The organism is Bradyrhizobium sp. NAS80.1, assembly GCF_001908205.1.
In the GTDB taxonomy this organism is placed as follows: domain Bacteria; phylum Pseudomonadota; class Alphaproteobacteria; order Rhizobiales; family Xanthobacteraceae; genus Bradyrhizobium.
This window is the reverse complement of record NZ_LGHL01000256.1, coordinates 1-4,805: the sequence shown is the minus strand read 5'-3', so window position 1 is coordinate 4,805 and position 4,805 is coordinate 1. Positions and strand designations below refer to the sequence as shown.

At 59.0% G+C, this 4,805-nt stretch carries 3 protein-coding genes and 1 pseudogene; 2 read left to right on the top strand and 2 right to left on the bottom strand.

The features are described from left to right. Positions 1-1,226, bottom strand: a pseudogene (locus tag AC629_RS40335) (tetratricopeptide repeat protein); the annotation flags it as partial. A gap of 304 nt (positions 1,227-1,530) precedes the next feature. Between AC629_RS40335 and AC629_RS40330 the strand changes: the two are divergent. Both AC629_RS40330 and AC629_RS40325 read left to right on the top strand, forming a co-directional pair. Then, entirely contained in the window at positions 1,531-3,015 is a 1,485-nt protein-coding gene (locus AC629_RS40330; protein WP_143199824.1) for an MBOAT family O-acyltransferase, read from the top strand. Positions 3,016-3,026: 11 nt separating this feature from the next. Continuing rightward, on the top strand, positions 3,027-3,893 hold the full coding sequence (locus AC629_RS40325) for a hypothetical protein (RefSeq protein WP_084810234.1): 867 nt from the start codon (positions 3,027-3,029) through the stop codon (positions 3,891-3,893). A 54-nt stretch (positions 3,894-3,947) separates the two neighbouring features. On the opposite strand, the gene AC629_RS40320 is transcribed toward AC629_RS40325, so the two are convergent. Next, positions 3,948-4,685, bottom strand: coding sequence for a class I SAM-dependent methyltransferase (locus AC629_RS40320; protein ID WP_143199823.1), 738 nt, complete (start codon positions 4,683-4,685; stop codon positions 3,948-3,950). Positions 4,686-4,805 lie beyond the last annotated feature (120 nt).

Below are 4,805 nucleotides of genomic sequence, written 5' to 3'. Positions count from 1 at the left end.
GGCGCGGCCGGAGCCGCCGTCTCAACGGGCGGAGCCTTGGCAGTCTCTGCCGGAGCCGCTTTGACCGCTTCCTTCACGACCTCGTTGGGCGCTTCAGTCACCGCAGGCGCTGCGGGCCTGACCGGCGCAACCGCTGCGGCTGACTCCGCTACGGGCGCAGCAGGCTTCGGCGCTTCGGCAACCGGCATCGCGGCGGGAGCTTCCGTTTTAACCTCGGGCTTCACCTCGATCCTGGCTTCGCGCGCGATCGTCTCCGACGTCGGCGGCGCGATCTCGCGGTGGTCGTCCTTCGGCCTTTCCGGAGCCGGCGCCGGTGCGTGACCGGCAGGCTTGGCCTGCGCGATCACCGCCTCTGGCGTCGCCGCCATTTTGCCCTTGTCCGGCTGGAAGGCGACGTCGACGACGTAGTTCTTGTCATCGCGGAAGGAGTGTACGTCGGAATCGCCGATCAGCGCGATCTCGACGGTGGTCTGGTCGATGTCGGCCTTCTGCTTGATCGACGCGACGTTCGGCGGCGCGGCGACGACCGCGTCCGCCAGGTCGAAGCTGAGATTGGCGTTGAAGGCGAGCGTGAGCTTCTGCTCGTTGAGCACGGAGGAGACGCCGACGCCGTCGGGCATCTCGAACACGAAGCGCACGAAGGTCGGCTGCACCGAGGCGCGCACGCGGATTTGCGGACGCTTCCTGGTCTCGGCCGCGGCACGCTGCGCGCGCAACGCCCGTTCGGCCACGCGCGCACGCTCGGCCAGTTCCTTGACCACGTCCATGGGCAGGCTCGGCGGCGGCCCCTTCCAGCCCTCAGGCAGGAGGTCGATGAAGGTGCGCTCGCCGGCATTCATGGTGTTGACCGTGACGCGCCGCGCCAGCGACAGGCGGATCGCGCTGCCGTCTGGATCGCGTCGGGCGGAGTTGACGTAGTCAGGCGCGCCCTCGGGCACGCGGTCGACGGGAACGTCGACCGGCCGGTCGAAGCGGACGATGAGAATGGAACCGGCCGTCGTCACCTCGGAAGGAACATCCTCGCCGAGCTTGATCACGAGACGGGCGAATCCGCCGCCGGCCGAAAAAGTCGCCTCGCCCCGGACCGCATCGGCCGCACGGGCAGGCGCACCGAGGCCGATCAGGAGGCAGGCCGCCAGCACAGTTGCCTTGCGGACATGACGCGACAGCCCCCGCGCCACGGCGCGGGCTCGCGACACAAATCGAGCGGCAGCCTCTCGCGCCATTGGCGGCATTTCTTCCGGTTCGATGGCCCATGCCGGCACTGGCGCCGGCCCGTGCCGTCGACTGTAGGTTTTGCAAATTAAGGACTTCTTAACGCTATCTATTTGGATTTATTAGCCCGGTGTGCGCTGGGGAGCCTCCATATGCGCCCTGGCGTTCCCTTGCTGTTCTCAGAAGGGTTCCGTCCCATTAGGGCACCCTCAAAAGCTGTGCGAAGGTATAGAGCTCAGAGAAGCTTAGCCTCCGCTTCCTCACCCCATTCTAGTTCGCACAGCACCTCGGTATCGACCGAGTCTCCGCGGTGAAGTGCTTGGCGTTTTCAGTCAGAAGCCTCCGAGCGACTTTGCCCGTGGCCGCGAGCATTCGGCGAATTGGCAGACCGTCCTTCAGCAACTAAAAGCGGTGATCCCCTCCTCGATAACCGCACTGGTAATGACCTTCACTTCCTGGCAATTCGCAGTTTTCGTCTGCATCGTATTCGCCATCTATTACCTGCCGTTCGTCCGGGGGCTGCAGGTGTATGTGCTGATCGCAGCCAGCTTGTTCTTCTACGGCTATGGTCAGCGCGAACTGCTGCCATTGCTCATAATTGCTGTCGTTGGGACGTGGGCCTTTTTAGCTTTGTCCATCAAGCGGAGTCGCGCCTGGACCAAGTACGGCGTCATCTTCAATCTCAGCCTGCTTGCCTTCTTCAAATACAAGTTCCTGTTCGTTGCCACGCCTATCCAATCGGGCAGTGCAGTTAGCGATTTCCTGCTGAACCTTCCGCTGCCGATCGGCATCTCGTTTTTCGTTTTCCATAACATCAGCCTCTTGGTCGACCTTCCAAAGCAAGGTCGGCCGGCGACTGTGTGGGAGATCTTCCTCTATGTGATCTTCTTCCCCCAACTGATTTCTGGCCCGATCACCCAGGCTCGGAACTTTTTCCCGCAGATCCAGGTGAAACAGATCTCGAAGGTCCCCTTCGTGGAGGCCACGCGTTGGCTGGTGCTTGGATATTTCTTCAAGCTTTACTGCGCCAACAATCTGAACGAGATGACGTCCTACATGGCGCCCCATCTCTTTGAAACGGTAAAGACTGGCGACAAATGGCTGCTGATCTTTCTATACAGCTTCCAGATCTATGCCGACTTCTTCGGCTACTCGTCGATTGCTGTCGGCCTTGCGTTGCTGTTCGGGTATCGTTTGCCTGATAATTTCAACCGGCCATACATCTCGCGATCGATCTCGGAGTTTTGGCGCCGCTGGCACATTTCATTGTCTAGCTGGCTTCGAAATTACCTCTACATTCCATTGGGCGGAAGCCGACACGGTCCGGCTCGCACCTACTTCAACCTGATAGCTGTTATGGGCCTGGGTGGTCTGTGGCACGGGGCAGGCTTGAGCTATCTGGTTTGGGGCTTGATGCACGGCCTGTTGCTGGCGATTGAGCGCCCATTTCTCGACAAGCTGGATAGCGTCAAATCACCGCCTCTCCAGGCGCTCCGTGCCGTGGCGGTCTTTCTCACCGTGTCGGTGCTTTGGATATTCTTCAAGCTCCCCGATTTCGGCCAAGCGGCAAGCTACTTAGCCGGGCTCTTTACTGAGAGCACGATACAGAACCCATCGAAGATATATCGCACCCTCGCCCTGGCCTATTCGCTGCCCGTCATTCTTCAGCACTTCATCCTGCCGCGCCAGCCGCAAAGCGCTTTGGCTAGAGCGATCGAACCTTTCGCGTACGGCGCGCTCGTCGCTTTGGCGTATGCTGAGGCCGGTCCAGAGTCGGCCTTCATCTACTTCCAATTCTAAAGGCGCCCCCGATGCTTTGGATGATTAAATTCGGTATCACGGCAGTTGTAGCAATCGCCGCACTCAGACTGGGCGCCAACTATGATCTTCATACGGTTGTCACGACCACCGATTCACAAAACCATGCGGTAGCGGCTAAATACCTCAACGGATCGACGCACAACACCGTATTGGTGGGCAGCTCTCTTACATTCAGGTTATTCGAGAACTACTTTCGGTCCGACGATGTCGAGAACCTGTCGCTGGCTGGGGGGTCTCCCGCAACAGGCTTGGCTATTGTCGCAGGGGCGGCGACGCCAAAGCTGGTCCTTGTCGAGACGAACATTCTAAATCGCGTCTTGGACGAGAGTTTCATCACCAGATTGAATGATAGAAGCTCCTCGGCCTTTCAGCCTGTGCGTTCTGCTGCGGCGTACTATGAAACATTGATGCACCCTCCCTTGAAAAAGGAGCAAGTCAGGTCCGTTGTCGATCGCCTAATTGCTCAGCCACCCTCCGACGTTGTCGATTCTGATCTCGTTCAATTTGCGATAAAGGACGCGGCAGCACTGCCTCCGATCGATGCTGTTCGTCGCGGATTGTCCGATATTCGGAAATACAAGGCGCTGCTCGAGTCGCGGGGCGTCAAGGTCCTGCTGTTCCACATGCCTTACTCACTTCAATACGAAGCCACTCCGTATGCTACCTTCAGCACACAGATGGCATCAGAGGCCTTTCCAAACCCGGACTCTTGGCTGCCAATAAACGTCGACCCATCGCAATTGCGGTGGACTGACGGCGTCCACCTCGACGAGCGGTCCGCAGCGATGGTCGCGCGAGCAATTGAAAAGTCTATTGAGAACTCTGTACCAGGTGGTTTTCCTCGAACTGCCCGATAACGGTTTTCCAGCCCTGAACTCGATTTGGTGCGTATAAACCTTGGCCTGGTACGCTCAAGCATCGCTGTTCTGCACCGTGCTCGCTCTCGCAAACTCAAGACAAAACCGCTCAAGGAGCTTGAGCTCGGCGACGGTACGCTGATCCCTCCCAGGCGGCTGATCAGACGCGAGAGCTATCAAGCCGCGCGTGCGAAGCTGAACTGCTGCGACCCCCCGCTCGCGCGGATCAGAGCCGTGCTCGCTCAGACTGTATCCTTCATGTGCAGCAACGAACGCGTCCCTGGAAATCCAGCGCCTGGTGTACTTGACCAACTTGTCTTTTCCCCCGGCCAGCTCGCCCGGACCGTTGTTGCTGAGAAATGAGGTCTGAGTTTCCTCACTGGCCGATCCATCGCTAATCGGCACACGATACCAGACCATTTTGGCTGCCCGCGCAGCGCATAGCGCCCTCACAGTGCCCACCGGATCGCCCACATATTGGATCGCACCGTTGGAATGCATCAGATCGATGCATCCCAGCCAGTCCGCAGCTCTCTCGATGTCGGTGAAGAACATCAAACGGCTCGTGGACAACTCACTAGCCCGCCGGACCATCGCAGGCGTTTCGACAACCGCCCAGCGAATATCAGGCGACTGATGCCGGGCGAGCTTGTAATGGATGCCCGATCCGCCGCCAAAATCGAGTACCGAGCCCACATTCTCAACTAAGGGCCAACTTCCCTCCGGCTGGAAGGCGACGGTCTTGCGGTAGATGGTTTCGACGAGTTCTTCGTTTTCGTAGCCTTCGATCACGTCACGAGGCGGAAAGAGCCTCTTCCGCAGTCTCTGCATCAAGCTCACGGCAAGTCGATCCCGAAGTTTCTGGTTGCACGACAAAGACAGAAACAATCAGAAACATTTCGAAATGTACAG

Excerpts from the sequence above, each read along its gene's own strand:
- AC629_RS40325 (WP_084810234.1), top strand. The coding sequence starts at position 3,027 with ATGCTTTGGATGATTAAATTCGGTATCACGGCAGTTGTAGCAATCGCC.